This window comes from Lacihabitans sp. CCS-44, from assembly GCF_024343735.1.
Classification (GTDB): Bacteria; Bacteroidota; Bacteroidia; order Cytophagales; family Spirosomataceae; genus Leadbetterella.
This window is the reverse complement of record NZ_RJUE01000015.1, coordinates 1-21946: the sequence shown is the minus strand read 5'-3', so window position 1 is coordinate 21946 and position 21946 is coordinate 1. Positions and strand designations below refer to the sequence as shown.

Genomic DNA, 21946 nt, shown 5'->3' with positions numbered 1-21946 from the left:
CAGAGGATTGCAGTCAACACAAACTATGAGCGAGTTTTCTTCTAAGAAAATTGAGTTCGTAGCCAGAGCCAAAGAAAATCGCAAATACGAAGAGCTTTCGTCATTAATAAACTCGAATACCGATTGTGACTTAGGGTCATTAACCTTATTAAAAGATAGTAAGGTCTACCTTTATACAGGAAAACCTATACAAAATAAGAAAGGAAATCTTCATTATAGAGAGGAAATTGTACAGACTCCTTTACGGTTAATTATGACCGAAAGTAAAAACAATCGAGAGTATAAAATGGCATTTATCACCAATAACTTCGACTTGACGGCAAAGGAAATTACCGATATTTATAAAAAACGTTGGGACATAGAAGTGTTTTTTCGCTTTATAAAACAAGAGCTTAATGTAAGTCATCTGGTTTCACTAAATGAAAATGGAATAAAAGTAATGCTTTACATGACTTTAATAGCAGCAATGCTGATACTTGTATATAAGCATACCAACAACCTTAGTTATAAAACCGCAAAAAGAAGGTTTAAAATGGAGGTCAGAAACTTGCTGATAAGAGAAATCGTAATCTTATCTGGTGGAAATCCTAATATACACTTTAAAACATAAAAATGGCCGGAATTTCTTCCGACCATGACTAGCCAATTGGCTCCTTTTTCTATTTTTCATTGAATGTATATACAAGAATTGGAATTTTGGTATGTTTTATAACCTGTTTAGTTTTACTTGGATTCAATATCCCTTGAAATAATCCCCGTTTATGTGTAGTCAATATGAGTAGTGAAATACCTTCTGCTTCGATGAATTCATTTATTCCTTTTTTAAAACTCTTACTTTCCTTTTGAATAATATCCAATTTGTCTTTTTCGAATTTTTTCAGAATAGACTCTAGAAATTGTTCATCAGGGTAAATGTTCAAATCTTCTGACTCTTGAATATGAACCAATTCCAAATTATGGGGAGAGAATTTTGCAAAGTCCAAGGCCTTTTCTATATAATCTTCCTCATCATATTCTAGCTGGCTAGCGTAGCCTATTTTGATTAAGATGGGACTCTCATAGTCTTCAGGAATAACTAAAAGTGGTGCTTCCACGTTATCAATTAAATGAGAGGCTGTACTGCCTATTAGCGTTTCAATAAATCCCTGTTCACCGGTTTTGCCAACCACCACGAATTTAACAGCTTCAGAATTGCAGATGTCATTTAATATAGAGCTTAGGTCACTGAATGCCAATTTATATTCGGCATTTAGTCCATCTTTTTTCGCTAAATCTACTTCTTTTTGTAACTTTTCTTCCAATATCTTCACAGAGTCACGAAATGTTTCCTCTATCAACCCAACAGGAACGTTGGGGTCAAGAATAGGAGGGGAATAAGAATGAACAATTACTAATTTGTGATCCATTACTTTTGCCATTTTTTTGGCATGATTTAATGCATTAATAGATCCATTTGAAAAGCCGAATGCCACCACGATAGTTTTCATAATTGTATTTTGGATAGTTTAAAATTTTATGGCCTGTTTACGATTTCCTTTTAAATCAATCCAAAGTTATACTTTTGTTTTATTGAAATCAATGATATCCGTTAGGTTTATAAAATGATAATTTATTCATAATATATATGGATATGGAAATATTTGTTAGATAAGTTGAAATTTTGATATAACTTTGTACTCCGATAATCTTATCTAATCGGAAAATATAATTTTAATGAGTTTCATTCCCCAAGACGCCGTCTTAATGCTTCAAGATGGCACCGTTTTCAAAGGCAAAGCATTAGGTAAAATTGGTACAACAACAGGAGAAATCTGTTTCAATACAGGTATGACTGGTTACCAAGAAATCTATACTGATCCATCTTATTTTGGGCAGATTATTGTCAATACTACTGCCCATATTGGTAATTATGGCGTTAAATTGGATACTGAAGAAGAATCCGATAGCATTAAAATTAAAGGAATGATTTGTAATTCTTATGCAGATCATTACTATTCTCGTGCAACTGCCGATTACTCACTTCAAGAATATTTTGAAAAAAATGGAATTGTGGGTATTTGTGATATTGATACAAGACAAATTGTGAGATATATCAGAAATGCAGGCGTAATGAATTGTATTATTTCTTCAGAGATTTCAGATGAAATCGAACTGAAAAAGATTCTGGATGATTGTCCTTCGATGGATGGTTTGGAACTCAGTTCTTTGGTAAGTACTCCGGAGTCCTATTTTTTGGGTAATCCAGATGCAAAATACAAACTGGCCGTTATGGATTACGGATGTAAAAGAAACATTCTTCGGAATTTTGTTGAAAGGGATTGTTACGTGAAAGTATTTAATGCAAAAGCAGATATTGCTGAAATATTGAATTGGAAAGCTGACGGATATTTTATTTCAAATGGCCCAGGAGACCCAGGAGCTATGGATTATGCGGTGGAGACTATCACAGAACTTCTAAAGTCTGAGAAGCCACTTTTTGGAATATGCCTAGGTCACCAATTGTTGAGCAGATCTGTAGGTATAGGAACTTACAAAATGCACAATGGTCACAGAGGATTGAATCACCCAGTGAAGAACCTGATTTCAGGTAAGTGTGAAGTGACTTCTCAAAACCATGGTTTTGCGGTTATTCCAGAGGAAGCGTTTAAAAGTGAAGAGGTTGAGGTAACGCACCTTAATCTTAATGATAATACCATTGAAGGCATTAGATTAAAGAATAAGCCTGCATTCTCGGTGCAATATCACCCTGAAGCAGCACCAGGGCCTCATGATTCTAATTATTTGTTCGACCAGTTTGTCAGTATGATGAACTAATCTAGATTTTGATGCAACTGTATAGTACCAATCATATTAGTGAAAATGTAGGTTTTGAAGAAGCAATTTTTCGTGGCTTGCCACCAGATAATGGCCTCTACATGCCTACTTTTATTCCGCAATTGGCAAAGAATTTTTGGGAAAATGTAGATAAACTTTCTCTTCAAGAAATTGCTTTTGAAATTTCTAATTGTTTGATTGGTGATGATGTACCAGCAGATGATTTAAGAAATATAATAAATCAAGCTATCGATTTTGAAGCTCCAGTAGTACAGGTAACTGACAATATTTATTGCCTAGAATTATTTCATGGTACTTCCATGGCTTTTAAAGACTTTGGAGCGAGGTTCATGGCTTCTATTATGTCTTATTTTTTGAGAAAATCAGAGCAAAATATCAATATTTTGGTAGCCACTTCTGGAGATACTGGCGGAGCGGTAGCTCAAGGCTTTTTTGAGAAAGAAAATATATCTGTTACCATACTTTACCCAAAAGGAAAGGTGAGCGATATTCAAGAAAAACAATTGACAACACTCGGAAAAAATGTGAAGGCACTAGAAATAGATGGAACATTTGACGACTGTCAAGCTTTGGTTAAAAGAGCATTTTTAGATACTGAGTTGAAAGAGCGATTTAGTTTGGCTTCTGCAAATTCTATAAACATTGCTAGACTTATTCCGCAATCGTTTTACTATGTTGCAGCTTATGCAGCATTAAAGAAGCTCGGCAAAAAAGTTATTTTCTCGGTTCCGTCTGGGAATTTTGGAAATCTAACTGCTGGTCTTTTGGCCATGAAAATGGGTATGCCAGTTGATACTTTTATTGCGGCTACAAACGTCAATAAAGTTGTGCCTGAGTATTTAGAGAGCGGAATTTATACGCCAATTTCTCCATCTAAATCGACCATATCAAATGCAATGGATGTTGGAAATCCAAGTAATTTCCCTCGAATGAAAGCTCTTTCTGGCGACAGTTTAGATACCATGAAAGGAAATGTAGTAGGTTGTTTTTATAACGATGACCAAACTAGACTCGGGATAAAAGAGTTATTTAAGGAATACAATTATTTGACTTGTCCGCATTCGGCGATTGGATATTCGGCATTAAAAGATTATTTCAAAAAAACTTCAGATGCAGATTCTATTGGAGTTTTCTTGTCTACAGCACACTTTGCTAAGTTTTTGCCAGAAATGGTGGACACGCTTGGTTTTACACCAGAAATTCCAGAAAGATTGTCGATTTTGTTAGAGAAAACCAAAGTTGCAGTTTCTTTGGCCAATGATTTTGAAGATTTTAAAAGTTATTTGAATAAGAATTTGATATAAGGTGGTAAAGAATTTCTCTACCACCTTATTTTTTTTATTTTAATATTACTGCTCCCAATGGAGGCAATGAAATTTCAATAGATTGATCAAATCCGTGAGCCTTTATAGCTTCAGTTGTTAATTTTCCATTCGTTATTCCAGAACCCCAATATTTACTATCGTCCGAGTTTAATATTTCTACGTAAGTTTTGTTTTTTGGAACACCAATCCTGTATTTGGTCTTTGGAAGAGGGTTTAAGTTGAGCAATACCAACACTTCATCATTCAATCCCTTTCTTCTGTAATAAACAACACAATTCTCAGTATCAGACGTGTCTAACCAATCGAAACCTTCAGGGCTAAACTGTTTGTCAAACAAGGCAGGTTCGCTTTTGTAAACTTTGTTTAGGTCTTGTACCAATAGATTTATACCCTTGTGGCTATCATAGTTAAGTAAATGCCAGTCAAGACTTTTTAAGAAATTCCATTCTTCTGACTGTCCGAATTCACCGCCCATAAATAGCAATTTAGAGCCAGGATGTGTAAACATATAAGAAAATAGAATTCTTAGGTTAGCAAATTTTTGCCATTCATCGCCCGGCATTTTATTTAGCAGAGAATTTTTACCATACACAACCTCATCATGGGAAAGTGGCAACATGAAATTCTCAGAGAATGCATATACAGTACTGAAAGTAAGGTCATTTTGGTGCCATTTTCTATACATCGGGTCTTTTGCAAAATATCTCAGGGTGTCGTTCATCCAACCCATCATCCATTTCATGCCAAAACCTAAGCCTCCCAAAAAAGTTGGTCGAGAAACACCAGGGAATGCGGTAGATTCTTCTGCAATAGTTTGAACGTCGGGAAAAGATTTATAAATTTCTTCGTTTAGTTCTTTGAATAATGATATAACTTCTAAGTTTTCTCTTCCTCCAAATACGTTCGGTATCCATTCTCCGTCGTTTCTTGAATAATCACGATAAAGCATCGATGCTACTGCGTCAACTCTAAGGCCGTCCGCATGGAATCTATCTAGCCAAAACAATGCGTTACTTATCAAAAAAGATCGTACTTCGTATCTTCCATAGTTAAAGATATAAGATTTCCAGTCTGGATGGTATCCTTGACGCGGATCTTCGTGTTCGTAAAGTGCTGAGCCATCAAATCTATAAATTCCATGTGCATCATTTGGATAATGGGAAGGAACCCAGTCTAGGATTACACCAATACCATTTTTGTGCAGTTGCTCTACCAAATACATAAAGTCTTGAGGTGTTCCAAATCTGCTACTTGCCGCAAAATATCCAGTTATTTGATATCCCCACGAAGGTTCGTAAGGGTGCTGCATGATGGGCATAAACTCCACGTGCGTGAAACCCATTTCTTTTACATAAGGGACTAAGCTGTCAGCTATCTCCCTATAAGTCAGTCTTCTGTCATTGTCTTCTGGGTCCCTTTTCCATGACCCTACGTGAACTTCGTACACAGAACAAGGAGCTGAAAGAGCATTTGCATTTTTTCTGGTTTTCATCCATTCATCGTCCTGCCATTCGTACCAAGTATCCCAGACAACAGATGCTGTTTTTGGAGACTCCTCCCAACGTAATGCAAATGGGTCACCTTTTTCTAATTTTTGCCCTCCGATGTTTGAATCTATGAAATATTTGTAGACAGTTCCGTTTCCAATATTTGAAAGCCATCCTTCCCAAATACCCGACCCATCCCAACGAGGAAATAGCTGATGACTCTCTTTGTTCCATCCATTAAAATCACCAATTACAGAAACTGTCTGGGCGTTGGGTGCCCAAACTGCAAAGTATGTTCCTGTTTCTCCTTGATTTTCACGAACATGCGAACCTAACTTTTCATAAAGTCTAAAATGACGGCCAGATTTGAAAAGACCGATGTCAAAGTCGGTTAATAGCGAGAATGGTTCAACATTCTTAAATTCAACTTTTTCTTGGCTTTGTTGTTTCTTTTTGCTCATAAAGGTTAAATGTATTTTCTTACAATATTTTAAAATATATCTTGTTTTTCAAAAACAAATTTCAAAGTTTTTTTAAAAAGGAAAGATAGTTGTTTTTTAGAAGCATTTATTGTGTTTTTTTGAAAATTTATTCAAAGCCAAATACTTTTAAATAATCTTTTAGTAGAAATAAATGAATTAAAGTATTTTTGTGAACTGAAATATATCGAAAGAAATGGAAATTATAAAAAACGAACAATACGCAGTATTTAAACCATTGGGTGCGAGTTTTGATGAAACTGTATCCTCCGCAATTGAAAAAAGTATAGCAGTGATGTACTCTGCTGAAGGTAAAATCAATTTCATATTGAATTTGCTTAAAGTTGATGCCATCAGCCCTGCGGGTATCACTTTATTGAACAAGGTGCAGAAAATCTGCAAAAACGAATCGGGATTATTGGTTTTAGTTTCCACAAACAACGACGTTATTGATTTCATATCGGGTGCTACAGAAGAATTTCTGCTGATATTGCCGAGTGAAGAAGAGGCCATCGATGCAGTCTTTATGAACGAACTTGAAAATGACTTTAAAGATGAACAAGATGAAGAGTTTGGTTCTGAAGGTGAAATCGACTATTAATAAACCACTTAATATTGGAATTTAGAATACTTGGTACTGGATCTGCAACGCCACAATTGCAACGTAACCCCTCAGCATTTGTGGTAACTGTTGATAATTTTCTAATCCTTATAGATTGCGGAGAAGGTACTCAGTTTCGACTTTTACAATACAAAATTAAGGTTTCTAGACTTAGGTATATCCTTATCAGCCATCTACATGGCGATCACTACTTTGGACTTATTGGTTTATTGAGCTCGTTGAACATGCAACGTAGGACTGAACAGCTGGATATTTTCGGCCCTCAAGGATTAGATGAAATCATTTATCAGCAACTCAAATATTCGGGTTCAATACTTAACTTCAAGTTGCAATTTCATGTAACAAATCCGAATACTTTTGATGAGATTTTGAATAATGATTGCTTGAAAATCAATACTTTTCCACTAAAACATAGGATAGATTGCACTGGTTTTTTGGTAACAAAGAAATCTAGTAAACGTAAAATACTTGCTGAAAAACTTCCTGAGAATTTCCCAGTGACGTTTTTCAAAATGCTTAAAGAGGGTATGGATGTTCAAGACGAACTTTCAGGCAAAACCTATAAAAATGCAGATTATACCATAGAAGGCAGTCATGAGAAACAGTTGGCTTACTGCTCCGACACTATTTTTGATGAATCCATTGTAGATTACATAAAAAATGCAGACTTACTTTATCACGAATCCACCTTTTTGGAGGAACAGGCTGAAAGGGCAAAATTTACTTTTCACTCTACTGCCATAGAAGCGGCTACCATTGCCAAAACCTCCAATGCCAAGCGTTTAATTATTGGACATTTCTCTTCTCGTTACAAAACCTCCGAGCATTTTTTGGTAGAAGCCAAAACAGTTTTTGAAGATTCTTTTCTGGCTCAAGAGGGCGAAAATTTCATTATTTAATTAAATCATATAATATTTTTAATCTATTTTTTAATTTCTGGAGTTTTTAACATACAAACCCTATGAGTTTAGTAGGATAATAAATAACTTTGAGAAAAATAATTGGAATCGTAGCATGCAGAGTTTCAGAACAGAGTTAGAGAACCCCGTAGTGGAGCAAGATATCATAGATTTGGAAAAGAAAATCAGGATGTTTCGTGAAGGAACTATTCATGAGGATAAATTTAGGAGCTTGCGATTGGCTAGGGGAGTTTACGGTCAGCGTCAGCAGGGAGTACAAATGGTAAGGATTAAGCTGCCTTATGGCAAAATGACCTTTAGACAGTGGAAAAGGATTTCTGATATTTCAGACAAATATTCTACGGGGAATTTACACTTAACCACGCGTCAGGATATTCAGATTCACTTTGTAAGCCTTGACCGCACTCCAGAACTTTGGCATGAATTGGAACAAGACAATGTTACACTGCGTGAAGCTTGTGGAAATACCGTTAGAAATATTACAGCATCTGTAACTGCAGGAATTGATCCAAACGAGCCTTTTGATATTACTCCATACGCACATACATTGTTTGAGTATTTGTTGAGAAATCCTATTTGCCAGGAAATGGGAAGAAAAATTAAAATTTCTTTCTCTAACACAGACGAAGATACAGCTTTGGCATTTATTCATGACATGGGATTTTTGCCAAAAATAAAAGACGGAAAAAGAGGCTTTAAGGTTGTAGTTGGTGGCGGACTAGGTGCTCAGCCTAGAATGGCAGACTTAGCTTATGAGTTTTTGCCAGAAGACCAACTTATACCATTCGCAGAAGCAGTTTTGAGAGTTTTTGATCGCCATGGGGAGCGTAATTCAAGAAGTAAGGCAAGAATGAAGTTTCTTTTACAGAAAATTGGTTTTGAGGCTTTTATGGAATTGGTAGATGCCGAAAGATTAGCGATAAAGAATAAATCTTATGAAATAAATACGGAACGTTTTGAATTGAACGAGGAAGTTCAAGTAAAAACGGATACAGTTTCGGACACTCAAAAATTTGAAATTTGGAAAACTACCAACACATTTGAACAAAAGCAAAAAGGCAAATTCGGTGTATTTGTAAGAATTCCACTAGGAAATATTTCAAGTGTAGTTTCAAGGAGTTTGATTGAGAAATTAAACGGGTTCGTTGGTGACGACATCAGAGTAACGATCAACCAAGGTCTTTTCCTGAGAAACGTTCCTGCGGAAAACCTGGCTTATGTATATAATGCCCTTGATTCTGAAGGATTGGCTGCTTTCGGGGCGAATAGCGTTGCAAATATTACGGCTTGTCCGGGTACTGATACTTGTAATTTGGCCATTTCTGATAGCGTTAGCATCACTTATGAGTTAGAGAAAGTGATTGACCAAGAATTTCCTGATTTGGTAAAGAACAATGATTTTAAGATAAAAATATCGGGCTGTATGAATTCATGTGGTCAGCATGGACTGGCCAATATCGGATTTCACGGTAGCTCTTTGAAAGATGCCAACAAAAATGTGCTTCCTGCTTTGCAAGTATTGCTGGGTGGTGGTTCATCGGGTGACGGATTTGGCAGAGCTGCTGAAAAAGTCATTAAAGTTCCTTCAAAAAGAGGTCCGCAAGTATTGAGATACATTTTCGCTGATTTTCAAGAGAATGGACTCGAAGGAGAATATTTCAATAATTATTTTGATAGAAAAGGCAAAAACTATTTTTATGAACTGCTCAAGCCTTTGGCGAGTTTAGAGGCTTTGGTTCAGTCTGATTTTATAGACTGGGGACAAGAAGTGGCTTTCGAAACTGCAATTGGTGTAGGCGAATGTGCAGCCGTGATGGTAGATTTAGTGGCTATTCTTTTTGTGGAAGCTGACGAGAAATTGGCAGATGCCAAAGGTGCATTTGAAAGCGAAAAATGGGCCGACGCAATTTATCTAGCTTACAGTGCTCAAGTAAATGCTGCCAAAGCCATGCTTTTGGATATCGATGTAAATTGTAGCACGCAGATGAAGGTCATTTCTGAGTTTACCAAAAACTTCGATGAGGGTTTTTCTGAAAGTATTTTGAGAATAAACAAAGAGAATCCAAGTAAGGAATTTGCGATAGAATATATCCGTGATGCGGTGACTTTTTGTGCGGAGACAAAAAAGAAAAGAGAAGAAAACTTGAAAAACACAGTAGTAGCTTAATGTTTTCGGTAAACAAAATACCCAAACTCACATTGGTGGGAGCAGGCCCGGGCGATCCCGAGCTCATAACCTTGAAGGCTATAAATGCCCTCAGAAATGCCGATGTGGTGCTATATGATGCACTGGCCAATGACGAACTCTTGGAGTATTGTCATCCGCTGTGCGAAAAAATATATGTAGGTAAAAGAGGACATCAAAAAGGTATTACGCAAGATGGAATTAATTTTTTGATTGTAGAAAAAGCTTTTGAAAAAGGCCATGTGGTGAGACTTAAAGGTGGCGATCCTTTTGTTTTTGGAAGAGGAATAGAAGAAATAGAATTTGCAAAAAATAGAGGCATTGATGCTACTTACATTCCTGGTATTTCTTCGGTTTTTTCAGGCGGAAATCACATGATTCCGTTGACGGACAGACGAGTAAGTGATGGATTTTGGGTAATTACAGGTCATAAATCAGATAAAAAATTTGCTTCTGATCTTGATTTGGCCGTTCAGTCTAATTCTACAGTAGTACTGTTGATGGCCATGTCTAAGCTCAGTTATATTGCTGAAAAGTATTCATCAGCCAAACGGAGCGAAATACCGGTTTGCATTATTCAAAATGCCAGTACCAGCAAAGAGAAAATGGCTGTTGGTAAAGTTTCGGAATTGGTGAAGATGGCAGAAGAAAATAATTTGACCAATCCAGCCATCATAATAATTGGTGAAGTGGTAGATTATCACGCTCTTAGCTTTTCAAATATCGAGAAGCAATATTTAGAAGTAGAACAAATAAAATAAGTGAAGCTAAACCACTAAATTTGTGGTTTATTTTCTTGTAACATATCGTAGTGATTATGATTGAAGAGTTAGAAAATTTGGATTTAGTGGATTCCTTGCGATTGGTAAGTGAAAAATACCCAAACAAAGTGGTTTTCTCAACCTCATTCGGGCAGGAAGATCAAGTTATTACTGATGCGATTTTTAAGAATGGCCTGAATATTCAGGTTTTTACGCTTGATACAGGTCGATTGTTTCCAGAGACTTACGAGTTGATGGATAGAACCAAAGCTCGTTATAAAACTTCTTTCAAAACCTATTTTCCAGATACGCAACAGGTAGAGCAATTGGTTGAAAATAAGGGATTTAATTCTTTTTATGAGTCAGTGGATAACCGCAAAGAATGTTGTGGTATTCGCAAGATTGTAGGTTTAAAAAGAGCCATAAAAGGAAATGAGGTATGGATTACGGGTTTAAGGTCAGAACAATCAGACAATCGCAGTTCTATGGCCATTTGGGAGTATGATGCAGCCAATCAAATCAATAAATTTAATCCATTGGTGCATTGGACATTTGAACAAATGGAAGCTTATTTGAAAGATAACAATGTTCCTCAAAACTCACTTCACAAAAAAGGATTCGTGAGTATAGGATGTCAGCCTTGTACGAGAGCAATTGAACCTGGTGAGCATCCAAGAGCAGGTCGCTGGTGGTGGGAAGAGTCCCAAAAAGAGTGTGGATTACACGCTGTAAAATAATTGATTTAGTTTTTTTGATACATAAGAATGAATATAAATAAACAATTTCCGAGAGCTTTAGAAGACGAGGCCATCTTTATTTTGAGAGAAGTGGCCGCACAATTTGAAAAGCCAGCGATACTTTTTTCAGGAGGTAAAGACTCCATAACATTGGTAAGATTGGCCCAGAAAGCATTTTTTCCAGGCAAAATTCCTTTTCCGTTGGTACATGTGGATACAGGCCACAATTTTCCAGAAACTACTGATTTTAGGGACAAACTGGCTGCTGAATTAGGTGTGGAGCTAATCATCAGAAACGTAGAAGACTCTATAAAAGCTGGAAAAGTAAAAGAAGAAACGGGTAAATATGCCAGTAGAAACGCTCTCCAAACAGTTACTTTGTTGGATACCATTGAAGAATTCAAGTTTGACGCGTGTATTGGCGGAGCCAGAAGAGATGAAGAAAAAGCCAGAGCCAAAGAAAGAATATTTTCTGTAAGAAACGATTTTGGTGAGTGGGATGCCAAAAAGCAACGTCCCGAGCTTTTTGACATGCTCAATGGCAAGATAGATTTAGGAGAAAACGTAAGAGTATTTCCAATCTCAAACTGGACAGAGTTGGACGTTTGGAATTATATAAAAGCCGAAAATTTAGAGATTCCATCCATTTATTTCGCTCACGAACGTGAGGTTTTTGATAGAGACGGCATGATTTGGTCAGATTCTGAGTTTATCAACAAATCAGAAGACGAAGTGCCTTACAAGACGATTGTGAGGTTTAGAACGGTAGGCGACATGACTTGTACAGCGGCGGTTTCGTCTACTGCTGACAATATTGATACAATTATAGAAGAGATTTTGGAGGCGGAGATTTCTGAAAGAGGAGCGAGGATAGACGACAAACGCTCAGAGGCCGCCATGGAAAAACGTAAACAACAAGGATATTTTTAAATAATGGATATATTAAGAATTGCAACGGCTGGATCTGTTGATGACGGAAAAAGCACTTTGATAGGTAGGTTGTTGTTTGAAACTCAGTCGATTACCAAAGATAAAATAGAGGCCTTGAAAGCCGCAAGCCAAAGAAAAGGATTAGATTTTGTGGATTTATCTTTACTGACAGATGGCTTAATAGCTGAGCGTGAGCAAGGTATAACCATTGACGTGGCTCATATTTATTTCAATACGCCCACACGTAAATACATCATCGCCGATACGCCAGGGCATTTTGAATATACACGTAACATGGTTACGGGTGCATCGAATGCGTCGGTTTCTATTATTTTGATAGATGCTCGCAATGGAGTAGGAGAGCAAACCAGAAGACATTTTTATATTTCTTCGCTTTTAGAAATCAAAAATGTAGTGGTGGCTGTAAATAAAATGGACTTGGTGGATTATGATGAAAATCGCTATGAAGAAATAAAAAAGGACTTCTTTGAATTGTCAGACAAGCTAAGAAAACCTAATCAGAATATTACTTTTATTCCTATTTCGTCGCTTTATGGAGAGAATATTGTGGCCAAATCTGAAAAAATGTCTTGGTATTCAGGTGAATCTTTATTGGGCATTTTAGAAGCTGTTGCTCCAGAAAATATCGATTCTGCTGTTTTGCCATTTAGATTTCCTGTACAGCACGTTATTCGCCCTAAATCAGAAGAATATCACGATTTTAGAGGATATGCGGGCAAAATTGCCTCTGGTCAAATCAATAAAGGCGATATGGTGACAGCCTTGCCGAGCCAACAAATTAGCAAAGTTAAAGAGATTTTGAAACATACGGATTCTTTGGATTCTGCTCACCAAAATGAATCTGTTGTGATTACGCTGGAAGACAATATTGACATAAGCCGAGGCAATATGTTGGTAAAAATCGGAGAACAACCAGAGCTTAAGAAGCAAGTTAATGCCAAAATTTGCTGGATGGACACCGAACCCATGAAAGTTGGGAAGGCATATTTGGTGCAACATGGCATTAATCGTGTAAAAGCCAAAGTTTCCTCTATTGATACACGTTTAGAGATTTCCACTTTTGAGGAGTCAGAAAATGTGGATGAATTAAAGCTTAACCAGATCGGTGAGGTATCATTCAAGCTAGGTGGGGCTATTTTTGCTGACAATTTTGAAGCAAATCCGGGCAACGGAGCTTTCATAATTATAGATGAATTTAATAACAACACGGTAGGAGTAGGGTTTGTAAAATAATATATAGGGGTATATAGGGGTTAATAAAGAATGGCGACAGTTTCTGTCGCCTTTTTTTATGTCAAATTGTATAATTTCAATACAATTTATTAATATAATTACAAATTAATTTGGCATTCATAAAATTTGGCAAATTGTGCATTTGACCTTTCAATAAATTATTAAATTGCATTGCAGGTTTAATAAAATACTTTATTTTCTGCTTTTCAATAGCTTTTATTTTTAGAGATTTTTCGTAAAATATTCGAAACAATCAGACTGAAATTAGAGTACAATATAAAAAACTATTTATTAGAAAATGACTCAAATCGATCAAAATCAAGGTCTTTACCTACCCGAGTTTGAACACGATGCCTGCGGTATCGGATTTAGGGCTCACCTCAAGGGGAGAAAATCGCACCAAATAGTAGCTGACGCTATCCACATGCTTGAGCGTATGGATCACCGTGGTGCTTGTGGTTGTGATCCAAACACAGGTGATGGAGCAGGTATTTTGCTACAAATTCCCCATGAATTTTTATACGGAGAGTGCTTAAATCTTGGCTTCAGACTTCCGCCTTTGGGAGATTATGGCTTAGGAATGATTTTCTTTCCAAGCGATGAAACACAAAGAGATGAGTGTAAGGAGATTTTGAATCGTAAAATCACGAGTCTTGGATTCGAACTATTGGGTTATAGAAAAGTACCTACTCAAAACGAAACTTTAGGTGAAGGATCAGGCTCTGTTGAACCTTGGGTGGAGCAATTATTTATTTCTAAAATAGATCCTTTACAAGACAATATAACATTTGAAAGAAAACTTTACGTTTTTAGGCAATACGCCACTAAGCTAATACTTGAGTCTGTAGATGGCACAAAAGAGCAGTTTTATTTTAGCTCATTGTCTTCTAGCACGGTTTCATACAAAGGTCAGTTGACTACAGATCAGTTAAAATATTATTTTCCAGACCTTAAAAATCCTGACGTAGTTTCGGCATTTGCCATCGTTCACTCAAGATTTTCTACCAATACTTTTCCTTCGTGGAAATTGGCTCAGCCATTCCGTTATATCGCCCACAATGGCGAAATCAATACTGTAAAAGGTAATGTGAACTGGATAAGAGCCGCAGAATCAACATTTTATTCTGAGTTTTTCTCTGAAAAAGAAATGCAGATGATTTTGCCTATTTGTGATAAAGGAAATTCCGACTCAGCTCAGCTGGACAACGCTATAGAGTTACTATATCTTTCAGGACGTTCATTGCCACATGTGATGATGATGCTAATACCAGAAGCCTGGGATGGCAACGAACACATGGATCCAGTAAGAAAAGCATTCTATGAGTACCATTCGAGTATAATGGAGCCTTGGGATGGTCCTGCTTCTATCTCATTTACAGATGGTAAGATAGTAGGGGCTACTTTGGACAGGAACGGACTTCGTCCTTCGAGATATTGGGTTTTGAATGATGATACTGTAATCATGGCTTCTGAGGCAGGAGTTTTGGATGTGGATCAGTCGAAAGTCATTTCAAAAGGCCGTTTGCAGCCAGGCAAAATGTTCGTTGTGGACATGGAGCAAGGCCGAATTATTCCTGATGAAGAACTGAAAGCCGATATTTGTTCAAGACAGCCTTATCAAGAATGGCTAGACGAACACAAAATAAAAATCTCTGAATTACCTGACTCGATTCGTCCATATACCAAATATGACGAAAAATCACTTCTAAAACGCCAATTGGCTAGTGGTTATACCTCTGAGGATTTAAGAATGATATTGGCTCCAATGGCCGCTTCTGGAGCAGAAGCCATTGGTTCTATGGGGATTGACTCTCCTTTGGCCGTACTTTCTAACCAAAGTCAGCACATTTCATATTACTTCAAGCAACTATTTGCTCAAGTAACCAACCCACCGATAGATTCTATCAGAGAGCGTTCTATTATGTCTTTGATTTCTTTTGTGGGTGCTGCTGATAATATTCTTACAGAATCTCCAAAACACTGTCGTCAAGTACAGTTGGAGCAGCCCGTTTTGACCATCAAACAATTCGACAAACTCCGTTTTGTGGATTATGAAGGATTTCAGGCTAAAACAATTAATACCTATTTTAATGTTGACTCTGTAAATCCAGCCAAATCATTGGAATTTGCATTGGAAAGAATCTGTAGGTATGCCGAAGACGCGATAAATGATGGTTTCGAGATTATCATTTTATCAGATAGAGCAATAGATTCAGACCATGCCCCAATTCCTTCTTTGTTGGCAGTTGCGGCTGTTCATCATTATTTGATAAGAGAAGGCATCAGAGGCAAAGTGGGTATATTGGTAGAATCAGGCGATATCTGGGAAACGCACCATTTTGCTACGCTAATTGGTTATGGGGCGTCGGGTATTTGTCCATATATCGCCTTTGAGACTATTTCTGAAATGAACAGAAAAGGTATGATTGATGGTGAATTTACTGACGAACAATTATATAAAAACTATACTAAAGCTGTTGATAAAGAATTGCTTAAGATTTTCTCTAAAATGGGAATCTCTACTTTGCAGTCTTACAGAGGAGCACAGATTTTCGAATGTATTGGTTTGAACAGATCAGTTGTGGATAGGTTCTTTACAGGTACTGTTTCGAGAATTGAAGGTTTGGGCTTGGAAGAAATCGCCAAAGAATGCCTCATTCGTCACACCATTGCTTTCCCTAAAGTTTCGGTTCAAAGCGTGAAGAGGCTCGAAGTAGGAGGGGTGTATCAATGGAAACAAAGGGGAGAAAAACACCTTTTCAATCCAGAAACCATTCACTTGCTTCAGCAGTCGGCGAGAGTGGCAGAAAAAGACCAAGACAAGGGCTATGAGATATTTAAAAAATATTCTAAAATAATGAATGATCAGACTGAGCAAGCGATGACTTTGCGTGGTCTTTTGACTTTCAAAAATGCCAATCCTATTTCAATAGATGAAGTAGAACCGGTAGAAAATATTTTAAAGAGATTTGCCACAGGTGCCATGTCATTTGGATCTATCTCGTGGGAGGCACACACCACTTTGGCAATAGCCATGAACAGAATAGGTGGACGCTCAAACTCAGGCGAGGGTGGCGAAGACGAAATTCGTTACGCCATAAGAGAAAATGGTGATAATTTAAGTTCAAGTATAAAGCAAGTAGCTTCTGGTAGATTTGGAGTAACTTCTTATTACCTTACCAATGCTAAGGAGCTTCAGATAAAAATGGCCCAAGGTGCCAAGCCGGGTGAAGGTGGACAATTGCCTGGCCACAAGGTAGACGACTGGATTGGTAAAGTAAGGCATTCTACACCGGGTGTAGGATTAATATCTCCTCCACCTCACCACGACATTTACTCTATTGAGGATTTGGCTCAGTTGATATACGACCTTAAAAATGCCAACAGAGATGCCAGGATTTCAGTTAAATTGGTTTCTGAAGCTGGTGTGGGTACTGTGGCTTCAGGTGTAGCTAAAGCCCATGCCGATGTGGTTTTGGTGGCCGGATATGATGGAGGTACTGGTGCTTCGCCTCTTTCTTCAATACGTCATGCGGGCTTACCTTGGGAGCTTGGTTTGGCTGAGACCCATCAGACTTTGGTAAAAAACAAACTTAGAGGACGAATTACAGTGCAGGCTGACGGACAGATTCGTACTGGAAAGGATATAGTAATTGCAGCCTTACTGGGTGCAGAAGAATTCGGTGTAGCTACAGCCGCATTGGTGGCTGTAGGCTGTATAATGATGCGTAAATGTCACCTCAATACCTGCCCTGTAGGTGTGGCAACACAGAATAAAGAACTAAGAGCCTTATTCAGTGGGAAACCTGAGCATGTGGTGAATATGTTCCAGTATTTAGCTCAAGAAGTAAGAGAAATCATGGCAGAGTTAGGCTTCAGAACTATCAACGAAATGGTGGGTCAGCCGCAAATGCTTGAGAAACGCAGTAATATTGACCATTGGAAAATCAAGAACCTTGACCTTTCTAGAATTCTATACAAAGAAGAGGCAGACGATTCAGTGGCACTTTACAAACAAGAGGAGCAAGACCATGGTATAGCCAATGTTTTGGATTGGAAATTGGTAGAGGACGCACAGTCGGCTCTTAAGAATCAGTCGAAAGTGACTGGCGAATATGTGGTAAATAACCTCAATAGATCAATAGGAGCGATGCTTTCTAACGAAATATCGAAAGTTTATGATGGTGAAGGCCTTCCTGCCGAAACCATCAGCTATAAATTCAGAGGTACAGCTGGACAATCTTTTGGAGCGTTTTCTACAAAAGGTATCAAGTTTGAACTCGAAGGCGATGCCAACGATTATTTCGGCAAGGGTCTTTGTGGAGCTGAATTGGTAGTTTTTCCGGATAGAAAAGCGACTTTCAAACCTTCTGAAAATATGGCTGTCGGAAACGTATCGTTTTACGGAGCAACTTCTGGTGAGGCTTATATCAATGGTATGGCTGGCGAGCGTTTCTGTGTACGTAATTCGGGTGCTAAGGTAGTTGTGGAAGGAATTGGTGACCATGGCTGTGAGTATATGACTGGCGGTGTAGTAGTTGTTTTGGGCGAAACAGGTAAAAACTTTGCTGCTGGTATGAGTGGTGGTTTAGCTTTCATTTATGACACCAAAGGCGATTTTGACTCAAAATGCAACACCGAAATGGTCAATCTTGAAGGTTTAGAATCGAGCGATTATGACTTGTTGAAAGATATGATTGGTAAGCAATATGCCAATACAAATAGCGATGTGGCAAAGTTTGTCTTGGATAATTGGGATACTGAAATTGCAAAGTTTGTAAAAGTATATCCAACTGATTATAAGAGAATTTTGATGCAGAGAATGGCAGAAAGTGTTGCTGCTTAATTAAAGAATTTCAAATAGATTAATATATTTTTTAGATCATGGGAAAACCAAGTGGTTTTTTAGAATTTGAAAGAAAAGCATCTCAAAAAAGAGATGTAAACGAAAGAAAAAACGATTATAACGAGGTAGAACTCGGTTATGATCAAAGTCAGACCAAAGACCAAGCGGCTCGTTGCATGGACTGTGGCATACCCTTTTGTCACAATGGTTGTCCGCTGGGTAACATAATACCTGAGTTCAACGATGCAGTATATGATGGCAACTGGCAATATGCTTATGAGTTATTGTCTTCAACCAATAATTTTCCAGAATTTACTGGTAGAATTTGTCCTGCTCCATGTGAGTCCTCATGTGTGTTGGGTATCAACAAGCCAGCTGTTGCTATTGAATACATAGAGAAATCTATCATAGAGAAGGCTTTTGAGAATGGATGGGTAGTTCCAGTAATTCCAAAAAAACGTACTGGAAAAACAGTGGCTGTGATTGGTGGTGGACCTGCTGGAATGGCTGCGGCCACTCAATTAAATAAAGCAGGACACAGTGTTACGCTTTTCGAAAGAGCCGATCAGATAGGAGGTTTGGTTAGATACGGTATTCCGGATTTTAAACTGGATAAAAGCATAATAGACAGACGCTTGGAAGTGATGCAAGCCGAAGGCATTGAGTTCAAAACAGGCGTAAATGTCGGTGTGGATATCAAAGCTGAGAAATTATTGGAGAAATTTGATGCAATAGTTCTCACTGGAGGCTCTACAGTGCCAAGAGATGTTGAAATCAAAGGCAGAGAGCTGAAAGGAATATACCCAGCGATGGAGTTCTTGAGCCAACAAAACAAACGGGTGGCTACTGAAAGAGGTAAATCACTTGACTTGGCAAAAGATCACCAAGGAAAAGTATATCAAAATGGCGAATTATTAGCTACGGGAAAGAATGTTTTTGTGATTGGTGGTGGTGACACGGGTTCAGACTGTGTAGGAACATCAAACAGACACAAAGCTGCTTCGGTTTCTCAAATAGAAATCATGCCGATGCCACCTGCTTCTCGTGCCGAAAGCACCCCTTGGCCGCAATGGCCAATGATGCTTCGTACTTCCACTTCGCACGAAGAAGGTTGCGAGCGTTCTTGGAGTGTAAATACTAAAGAGTTTATTGGTGACGAAAACGGAAATTTGAAAGCCCTCAAATTGGTGAATATTGAATGGGTTTTGGAGAATGGACGAATGGTCATGAAAGAAATAGAAGGATCAGAGAAAATTTATCCAGCCGAACTGGCTTTGATAGCCGCAGGTTTTCTTCACCCACAAGCCAGTGGTTTAATTGAAGATTTGGGGGTGAAACTCGATAACCGAGGAAACGTGGATGCAACAAACTACCAAACATCAGTTAAAAAGGTTTTTGCTGCCGGTGACATGCGTAGAGGACAATCCTTGGTGGTTTGGGCAATATCAGAAGGAAGAGAAGCCGCAAGAGCAGTAGATGAGTTCCTCATGGGTTATTCATTGCTCGAAGCCAAGGCGGTACCGATGATTACTGCGGACTATGTAGGAATTTAAGAATTAGTATCTGAAAATACGAAAGCCATCTGTGAAGATGGCTTTTTTTGTTTTAAGTTGCTTAAAACAAATTATGTTTAGCTTCAATTGATTTCTTCAATGACCACTTTTCTGAATTTGTTTAATTCCTCAGTAGCTTTTTTTGATTCAGAATTATGATTCTCCCAATCTAAATCTATTTGGGTCGCAGCTACACCTTTGTTCTTTAAATAATTGGCTACAACTTGTGTTCTATATTTGGCAAGAATCGTATTCAAAGTTTCTTTGCCAACATTGTCAGTATATCCAGACACATTTATACGGGCGTTCATTTTTTGCTGTAGATAAATGGCCAAACTATCCAGAATCAGTCGATTTTCTGATTTAAGCTCAAACTTACTTTGATCAAAATAAAGATTACGACTTCCAAAAGTTGGATATGGCAATGATTCAAATTCCTTCAAATTAGTCACTTTACTGTCTTTGGAACTTTCCACTTTGATTGTAGCCAATACAGCTTCTGTTTCTGTCTTCTTTTCCGAAGGGTAAATGTTTAAATCAATAAAAGTAAATCCATTAGAAGCTTTTAAATCTATATTCAATACTACATCATTGTCAACCATTTTACCAATCACTTTTAGCTTTTTTGAAAAATATCTAGGAGCAATAGGGAATGAAAAACTTCCAAATCGGTCGATAATAGTGGTAAAATCCATACTCTGGAACAGACTATCATTTTTGATATTATATAATCCATAGGTCATCCCCTTTTTTTGTGTTGATGATTTACAAAAAACAAAGATGTCCTTTTGCTGAAATTGACCATGCCCACCTTTGCTATTTATACTCAAATTTGCTGATGATTGATTTTTGAATGAACCAACAAAGTTGACAGGAATCGATACTGAATTATAGCCGATACTTTCAAAAACTAGGGAATCAGCCAATGTAGGCAGTTCAAAGTTGAAACGTTGTTTTCTGTCTGTTTCTCCAAGTTTTACTTTTTCTCCAGCTACAAATCCATAAACTGTTGAATTTAAGTCAACACCATTGCTATCATCCCAAAAACTTCCAGAAATATTCACTTTTTGTGAAAAGGTGGCAGTTACTGATAGAATAAGAAAAAGGGTTAAGATTTCTTTGGCAAAAAAAGATTTGAAAGTTATTTTCGAGAAACTGCAAAAAGCGTTTGACATTGTAGTGAATCGTTTAAATATTAAATTTAGAAATTAGACACTTTTGAATTATTCATTGTGAAACTAAAAATTATCTTTCAAGAATCAAAAAAATCTAATGTTTTTTTGACTAAATTATTAGTTGTAAAATTCATTATGTATTACAAAAAAAGCCACCCCAAGAGGTAGTCATGGTCGGAAGATTAAATATCTTCCGGCCATTTTTTGTTATTAATGATTTGTCGTTGTCTTAGACTTATGAATTTGTATCTTTGGCTACGCTTTCTTAAAATCTAATGACAAATTTCAAGAACCACAAGGTATCAGTAAGCCAACTGATAGGGTTAATACCAGAGGCTTTATTAACCCACCTATCCTCTAATACGAATGTTGACTATTATACTAAAGTATTGCATGCCAAAAAGGTATTCTATCTACTACTTTATGGAATTCTAGACAATGAGAAATTAAGCCAACGCACTTTAGAAGATACTTTTAACGATTCTGGATTTAAAGTACTGTTTGACTTAGATGAAAGGGAAACCGTTGTCAGAAGCTCCATTTCGGAAAGGCTTTCAAAGATTGACTATCATTACTTTAAGGAAGTCTATGAGTTCATCTACACTACTTTTTCAGATTATTATGCTTATAGCGAGCAGTTAAAGTACAATTTGATTCGGGTAGACAGCACCATGGTGAGTGAGATGTCTGGCAAACTTAAAGAGGGGCTCGATAATAAAAGCGGAAAGAAATCTGTAAAATATTCTGTGACATTTGATGGAATACTTCCTTCGGGTTTTGAGGTATTTACGCAGGCCAAATTCAGTAGCGAAGACCAAGCCCTGCCTCAGGTAATAG

General features: G+C 37.4%; 15 protein-coding genes and 1 pseudogene. 13 read left to right on the top strand and 3 right to left on the bottom strand.

What is annotated here, in order from left to right:
• The coding region (locus EGI26_RS06840) for a transposase (RefSeq protein ID WP_255077286.1) at window positions 1-610 on the top strand (610 nt) is incomplete at its 5' end.
• A gap of 49 nt (window positions 611-659) precedes the next feature.
• Here the strand turns inward: EGI26_RS06840 and EGI26_RS06835 are convergent.
• Window positions 660-1487 (bottom strand): universal stress protein, encoded by an 828-nt coding sequence (locus EGI26_RS06835; protein WP_255077284.1) that lies wholly within the window; start codon window positions 1485-1487, stop codon window positions 660-662.
• 226 nt (window positions 1488-1713) lie between these two features.
• Here EGI26_RS06835 and carA point away from each other — a divergent pair, with 226 nt between their 5' ends.
• Entirely contained in the window at window positions 1714-2814 is a 1101-nt protein-coding gene (gene carA / locus EGI26_RS06830) for a glutamine-hydrolyzing carbamoyl-phosphate synthase small subunit (protein ID WP_255077283.1), read from the top strand.
• An 11-nt stretch (window positions 2815-2825) separates the two neighbouring features.
• Entirely contained in the window at window positions 2826-4139 is a 1314-nt protein-coding gene (gene thrC / locus EGI26_RS06825) for a threonine synthase (protein ID WP_255077278.1), read from the top strand.
• Between the two features lie 34 nt (window positions 4140-4173).
• On the opposite strand, the gene glgB is transcribed toward thrC, so the two are convergent.
• Window positions 4174-6108: a 1,4-alpha-glucan branching protein GlgB gene (gene glgB / locus EGI26_RS06820; RefSeq protein ID WP_255077277.1), complete on the bottom strand. Its 1935-nt coding sequence runs from the start codon at window positions 6106-6108 to the stop codon at window positions 4174-4176.
• Between the two features lie 214 nt (window positions 6109-6322).
• Between glgB and EGI26_RS06815 the strand changes: the two genes are divergently transcribed.
• The 9 genes from EGI26_RS06815 to EGI26_RS06775 all read left to right on the top strand — a co-directional run bounded on the left by EGI26_RS06815 (window position 6323) and on the right by EGI26_RS06775 (window position 19934).
• Window positions 6323-6727 (top strand): STAS domain-containing protein, encoded by a 405-nt coding sequence (locus EGI26_RS06815; protein WP_255077275.1) that lies wholly within the window; start codon window positions 6323-6325, stop codon window positions 6725-6727.
• 14 nt (window positions 6728-6741) lie between these two features.
• Window positions 6742-7647, top strand: coding sequence for a ribonuclease Z (locus EGI26_RS06810; protein ID WP_255077274.1), 906 nt, complete (start codon window positions 6742-6744; stop codon window positions 7645-7647).
• 115 nt (window positions 7648-7762) lie between these two features.
• Complete coding sequence (locus tag EGI26_RS06805; RefSeq protein WP_255077273.1) at window positions 7763-9835, top strand: nitrite reductase; 2073 nt, start codon at window positions 7763-7765, stop codon at window positions 9833-9835.
• Window positions 9835-10614, top strand: a complete 780-nt coding sequence (gene cobA / locus EGI26_RS06800; protein WP_255077272.1) for a uroporphyrinogen-III C-methyltransferase — start codon at window positions 9835-9837, stop codon at window positions 10612-10614. Before EGI26_RS06805 ends, cobA begins: the two co-directional genes overlap by 1 nt.
• A gap of 56 nt (window positions 10615-10670) precedes the next feature.
• Entirely contained in the window at window positions 10671-11351 is a 681-nt protein-coding gene (locus tag EGI26_RS06795) for a phosphoadenylyl-sulfate reductase (protein WP_255077271.1), read from the top strand.
• A 27-nt stretch (window positions 11352-11378) separates the two neighbouring features.
• Window positions 11379-12281, top strand: a complete 903-nt coding sequence (cysD, locus tag EGI26_RS06790; protein ID WP_255047494.1) for a sulfate adenylyltransferase subunit CysD — start codon at window positions 11379-11381, stop codon at window positions 12279-12281.
• A 3-nt stretch (window positions 12282-12284) separates the two neighbouring features.
• Complete coding sequence (locus EGI26_RS06785) at window positions 12285-13535, top strand: sulfate adenylyltransferase subunit 1 (RefSeq protein ID WP_255077270.1); 1251 nt, start codon at window positions 12285-12287, stop codon at window positions 13533-13535.
• 298 nt (window positions 13536-13833) lie between these two features.
• Complete coding sequence (gene gltB / locus EGI26_RS06780) at window positions 13834-18381, top strand: glutamate synthase large subunit (protein ID WP_255077269.1); 4548 nt, start codon at window positions 13834-13836, stop codon at window positions 18379-18381.
• Window positions 18382-18419: 38 nt separating this feature from the next.
• On the top strand, window positions 18420-19934 hold the full coding sequence (locus EGI26_RS06775) for a glutamate synthase subunit beta (protein WP_255077267.1): 1515 nt from the start codon (window positions 18420-18422) through the stop codon (window positions 19932-19934).
• 83 nt (window positions 19935-20017) lie between these two features.
• Here the strand turns inward: EGI26_RS06775 and EGI26_RS06770 are convergent, their stop codons facing one another.
• A complete protein-coding gene (locus EGI26_RS06770; RefSeq protein WP_255077266.1) occupies window positions 20018-21109 on the bottom strand; it encodes an OmpA family protein in 1092 nt (363 codons plus the stop codon).
• A 275-nt stretch (window positions 21110-21384) separates the two neighbouring features.
• Between EGI26_RS06770 and EGI26_RS06765 the strand changes: the two are divergent.
• Window positions 21385-21946: pseudogene (locus tag EGI26_RS06765) on the top strand (IS4/IS5 family transposase); the annotation flags it as partial.

Coding starts and splice junctions, on each gene's coding strand:
- EGI26_RS06835 (WP_255077284.1), bottom strand. CDS start 1,487: ATGAAAACTATCGTGGTGGCATTCGGCTTTTCAAATGGATCTATTAAT.
- carA (WP_255077283.1), top strand. CDS start 1,714: ATGAGTTTCATTCCCCAAGACGCCGTCTTAATGCTTCAAGATGGCACC.
- thrC (WP_255077278.1), top strand. CDS start 2,826: ATGCAACTGTATAGTACCAATCATATTAGTGAAAATGTAGGTTTTGAA.
- glgB (WP_255077277.1), bottom strand. CDS start 6,108: ATGAGCAAAAAGAAACAACAAAGCCAAGAAAAAGTTGAATTTAAGAAT.
- EGI26_RS06815 (WP_255077275.1), top strand. CDS start 6,323: ATGGAAATTATAAAAAACGAACAATACGCAGTATTTAAACCATTGGGT.
- EGI26_RS06805 (WP_255077273.1), top strand. CDS start 7,763: ATGCAGAGTTTCAGAACAGAGTTAGAGAACCCCGTAGTGGAGCAAGAT.
- cobA (WP_255077272.1), top strand. CDS start 9,835: ATGTTTTCGGTAAACAAAATACCCAAACTCACATTGGTGGGAGCAGGC.
- EGI26_RS06795 (WP_255077271.1), top strand. CDS start 10,671: ATGATTGAAGAGTTAGAAAATTTGGATTTAGTGGATTCCTTGCGATTG.
- cysD (WP_255047494.1), top strand. CDS start 11,379: ATGAATATAAATAAACAATTTCCGAGAGCTTTAGAAGACGAGGCCATC.
- EGI26_RS06785 (WP_255077270.1), top strand. CDS start 12,285: ATGGATATATTAAGAATTGCAACGGCTGGATCTGTTGATGACGGAAAA.
- gltB (WP_255077269.1), top strand. CDS start 13,834: ATGACTCAAATCGATCAAAATCAAGGTCTTTACCTACCCGAGTTTGAA.
- EGI26_RS06775 (WP_255077267.1), top strand. CDS start 18,420: ATGGGAAAACCAAGTGGTTTTTTAGAATTTGAAAGAAAAGCATCTCAA.
- EGI26_RS06770 (WP_255077266.1), bottom strand. CDS start 21,109: ATGTCAAACGCTTTTTGCAGTTTCTCGAAAATAACTTTCAAATCTTTT.